4 protein-coding genes and 1 pseudogene are annotated in these 4,565 nt (G+C 58.3%); 3 read left to right on the forward strand and 2 right to left on the reverse strand.

Annotated features, from left to right (window positions below):
* Positions 1–125 precede the first annotated feature (125 nt).
* Positions 126–440 carry a hypothetical protein gene (locus tag AC33YF_RS12945; RefSeq protein WP_491777625.1) on the forward strand — a complete coding sequence of 105 codons (315 nt, stop codon included), beginning with the start codon at positions 126–128 and terminating at the stop codon, positions 438–440.
* 87 nt (positions 441–527) lie between these two features.
* On the opposite strand, the gene AC33YF_RS12950 is transcribed toward AC33YF_RS12945, so the two are convergent.
* The gene (locus tag AC33YF_RS12950) at positions 528–2,051 is read right to left on the reverse strand and encodes a S10 family peptidase (protein ID WP_491777626.1); all 1,524 of its coding nucleotides are present in this window, start codon (positions 2,049–2,051) and stop codon (positions 528–530) included.
* A 49-nt stretch (positions 2,052–2,100) separates the two neighbouring features.
* Positions 2,101–2,310, reverse strand: a pseudogene (locus AC33YF_RS12955) (transposase zinc-binding domain-containing protein); the annotation flags it as partial.
* Between the two features lie 382 nt (positions 2,311–2,692).
* Here AC33YF_RS12955 and AC33YF_RS12960 point away from each other — a divergent pair.
* Together AC33YF_RS12960 and nhaA are read left to right on the forward strand one after the other, a co-directional pair.
* Positions 2,693–2,956 (forward strand): hypothetical protein, encoded by a 264-nt coding sequence (locus AC33YF_RS12960; RefSeq protein ID WP_491777627.1) that lies wholly within the window; start codon positions 2,693–2,695, stop codon positions 2,954–2,956.
* Positions 2,957–3,232: 276 nt separating this feature from the next.
* Positions 3,233–4,549: a Na+/H+ antiporter NhaA gene (nhaA, locus tag AC33YF_RS12965; RefSeq protein WP_491777628.1), complete on the forward strand. Its 1,317-nt coding sequence runs from the start codon at positions 3,233–3,235 to the stop codon at positions 4,547–4,549.
* The last annotated feature ends 16 nt before the right edge of the window (positions 4,550–4,565 follow it).

A 4,565-nucleotide genomic window follows, 5' to 3' on the forward strand; every position in this document is an offset into this window, starting at 1 on the left:
GATAACGACACAAGACTTCTTTCGATCAGTTCAGCACACAGCAATTGCCGTCAGTATGGAGAGGCGCACCAGGCCGCGCCGTGCCTTTGTAGCCTGACCTGCAATGTGAAGAGAGGACACCCGGGATGACCTTTCAGACCGACTATGCGGGACTCGCCGCGCTCGCAATCTGCGCGTCGCTTCTGCTTGCCATGTATGACCGCGCCCTTATGCCGGAACACGAAATCTTCGGTGTGCTGCGCGACGCCGCGACAACGCACGAAAACGCAGTCGGTAGGGACGGGGAGAGGGAAAGGCACCTAGCGGTCGTCGATCTCATCGACCAGATTATAGCACGCAGCAACTCGGTCCAGAGGCGGCAAACGGGCGAGACTTTCAGGTTGGGCGGCTTCGTTTCACCTGATTACCCAGACAGGTCCTCTTGGCGCCACAAGTGTTGAATATTTTATATAAATGAACTGTTTGGCTCCGGGCCAAGAAGCGACATCGAGGCTTGGGCCGCTGCGGTGTCGCGACAGAGCATGCAGTCAATCGCTCCGCGAGCGCATCGCCTCGTCGTACATTCGTTGGGCGTCGGTCGTGAGCGCATTTCGCGAAGGGGCGCGTAAGTACATCATGTGCCCGCCCTGGTACATTTTCATTTCGACCGGCACCGCACCATCGATGGGCTGTATGTGATCTATCAAGTATTGCGATACCGCGTAGGGCGTCACGAGATCGGTACAACCGGTGGCGACCAAGATGCGCAGTGACGGAAGTTGTGTACGCGCCTCTTGGAGATCATCGAGTGCCCCGGCATAGCCTTGCCGCGGTGGGGATAAACCGTAATCCCACTGGCTGCTGACTTTGCGATTGAGCAAGTCATAGGCAAGATCGGTCGCATAGCCGAGGTCGTCTCGCGCATAAGCGACAAATGCTGGACTGAGGGCGGACACGGCGTAGTCGAGGATCGGGTCGGAATGATACCTGCTGGCGGGCCGGGGTAACGCCACGCTGACTGATCCATCGTAAAGGCTCAGGGCGCGATCGTGTCTTCGGCGGAATGCGTCGGTGAAGTCGCTGACCGACACACGCCCATGATGTCGCGCGATCCTATCGATTGGCAGCCCCGTGAAGTGGGCGAGCGTCTCATTGATCTCGGGATCCTCTCGCATTCCTGCAACCAGATGTTCGACGTAGCGCCCGCGCGCAAACGTTTCGACTTCCTTGAGCTTGGCAGGGTCAGGTTTCGTTCCTGTTTTCAGCTCAGCATGGGCGCATGCAATCGAGGGCAGTGACAGGGCGATCGGCAGCACTGTGACTGCATCACCCCGGATCAAAGAGAACTCGATCACGGGGGAGATCAGAACGGCTCCGCGAACTTTGAAGCCGGAATGCAGCAGGCGCTTGGCAACCAAAATAGCTCGGAAACCGCCGTAGCTTTCACCCACAATGAAGACAGGATCGAGCAAGCGCCCTTGGCGCGTCAGATAGAGGCGTGCAACTTCGCTCATGGCTTCTGCGTCTTGGTCAACGCCGAAGAACTTCTTCTTGGCTCTGTCCTGTCCAACGACGGCGCGGCTGTAACCCGTCGCCACGGGGTCTACGAATACCAGATCCGTGAAGAGGAGCCACGTGTCAGGATTGTCCACCAAGCGTAATGGATGTAGGGCCGCCGAGCCTTTGTCATCGAAAGGGACGGCACGTGGTCCAAGCGCCCCAATGTGAAGGAAGGCGGATGCCGCGCCGGGCCCGCCGTTGAAAACGAAGGTGACCGGCCTCGGCCGCCTTGCAGCGTCTGCCGCGTAGGCGGTGTAGAAGACATGCGCCGCCAGCGTTCCATCGCTCTCGATTAGAGGCAGCGTTCCCGCCGTGGCCGTATAGCTGATATGCTGTCCGCCGACGTCGATCTCGTGCCTGCTAGCAGCGTCAGGGCCGGGTGTCAGCGACTTGGCGACAGTCGAGGCTGGCGGGGACTTTGCCGCCTTCGCTCCTTCACCGGCCCAGGCATCGTCGACGGACAAGTTTGCAATGGCTAGCGCAAGTGCGGCGAGTATTGAGATAGTGCGCATCGTGCATTTCTCCGGGCTGGAGGAGGAAACTTGGAAGTTGGAAGCCATGGGCAGCGATCGTCAAGGTTGCTTGCGCCGAAGCCTTGAACAGGATGTCGTAGATCACCGCCTTGTTGGTGTAGGCGAGGTCGGCGATCGGTGCTGGCAGTGTGTAGACGACATGGAAGTAGGGCACGGGCAGCAGTTCCGCTTCCCGGTCCTCGAGCCAGTCGCGCGCCGCCGCCCCCTGACACTTGAGACAATGGCGGTTGCGACAACTCTTGCCACGTCGCCGCTTCCCGGCCTTGACGCTCTGCGGCATGTCGAGTTGGTCGAGCGGGCTCTGAATGGCTGTGATGAGGCCGGTGGCGACCCGCGTATAGCTCGCGGTCGTCTCCAGCTTCTCTTGCTTGAGCAGCGTCTGGATCGTTCTGATATCAGCGCCGCGATCGAACATATGCGTGTGCGTGGAGAACGAGTGCCTGCGAAAATGACCCGTTTGAAAGGACGTTGCCATGCTGCCGCGACAGTTGCAGCATGCACGTGTTCCCGCAATCTCCTAGGCCACGGTCAACAATTTCATGTTGGAACCTTGATGCGTAGACTTTTGAGGCGCCTTCGCTCAACCGCGATATCCATCGCTAGGATAACAGGAAACGGCTATGATCTCAGAACAAGAAATCAAGATATTTGCACGCCTTAGGGCTCATGAGATTCTGATCCAAGATCTTCTGTGCCATGTATTCGAGCACGACCCTAGTGCTCTTAGGGATCATGCCGCGCGAATGTATGCGCGCCTGGACATTGGCAAGTTGCCAGGTCTTTCCCCAGAAGAGCAGGCGCGCATGTCGTATGAGACGCAGGAGTCTATCGCCCGAATTGTGGAGGAAACGGCATGTCGTACCGAAGAGCGTCGCATCCGATAGCATCTGATTGCGGAATTTCTGACCCTGGCCTTTTAGACTCTTTGGCTGAACGAAGTAGGTTTCGTGGAGGCCAGCGCGCGCTCGGGGGTCTCGCTTTTACGACTGTAGCGGCTGCAAGCAATGCGGTAACAAGCAAAGCGGTAAAGAGACTCGGCAGATAGTGGTGTCCAGTGAAGCTAACTGGAACTCAGAAAATTAGCACCGGACATAAGGTCGGCGCATTGCCTGAAATATTGGCGTGGACTGCTCTATTGCCACCCCTAAAAAACCAATTCCATGGTCGAAAATAAGGCAAGGCTGCCCCGTGAGGCTTCGGACTGGATCACGGCTCCCTTTGCACGGTTTCTGAAGATCGAGGCGGCCGCAGCTGGCCTGTTGCTTTTGACCGTTCTTGTCGCGATGTTTTTGGCCAATTCGGCTTGGGCCGAATCTTATCTGGCATTCTGGGAGACCCCGATTGGCCTGACATTCGGGACGTTGGACTACACCCGTTCCTTGCGGCACTGGATCAATGACGGGTTGATGACGCTCTTTTTCTTCGTGATTTCTCTCGAGCTCAAGCGGGAGATTGTTCTTGGTGAATTGCGCAATCCCCGACTGGCTGCGCTTCCCCTTGCAGGGGCCGTCGGAGGCATGGTCGTACCGGTCTCCCTGTATCTGGCGTTGATGACCGGACAGCCCGGAATGCACGGTTGGGGAACCGTCATGGCGACCGACACCGCGTTCGTGATCGGATGTCTTGCGCTCTTCAGCAGCCGGATCCCGCCAAATCTGCGTCTGTTCCTGCTTTCCCTTGCGATCTTTGATGATGTTGGAGCCATACTCGTCGTTGCCTTCGGCTATGGCGAAGCGATGAACTGGACCGCTCTCGGGCTCGGAATTGGGGGGCTCGGGGTGGTTGCAGTCGTTTCGCGCTTCGGGATCAGAAGCATTCCCGTCTACTTTCTCCTTGGCGGCATAATCTGGTTGTGCTTCGACGCCTCGGGCATCCATGCGACGATCGCCGGCGTCATCCTCGGACTGATGACGCCAACCCGCGTTTGGGTGAGCGACGCGAGACTGCGCGCGGTTCTCGGGCGTGTTCTTGCCTATCCGGCAGGCGAGCATTGGAGCGGAGACACCGCAGACCGCCGCGATCTCCGTCAGGCTGGCCGTGCGGTGTCGGAATCCCTCTCGCCCGTCGAACGGCTCGAAATCATGCTGCATCCCTGGGTAGGCTTTGCAATCATGCCGATCTTCGCGCTGGCGAATGCCGGCATCACGATCCATGGCGCTGATTTCGGGCATTCTGTCTCGGTGGCGATTATCGTCGGCCTGGTGCTGGGTAAGCCGATTGGCGTTTTCGCCTTCAGCTGGCTCGCTGTCCGTTGCGGCTTGGCGCTGCTGAGCCCAGGTCTATCTTGGCCATACGTCGCGGCTGGCGCTTTTCTCACCGGAATTGGGTTCACGATGTCGCTGTTCATTGCTGGCCTGGCGTTCGAGCCGGCAATTCTCAACGCTGCAAAGCTTGGAATCCTTTCGGCTTCGATTTTTGCCGCGGTGATCGGTAGTTTGATGCTGTTCCGACTGGCATCCCTTGCACCGCGGAGCTAGGGAACCTCTGAATAAC

Source organism: Methyloceanibacter sp. (assembly GCF_058506495.1).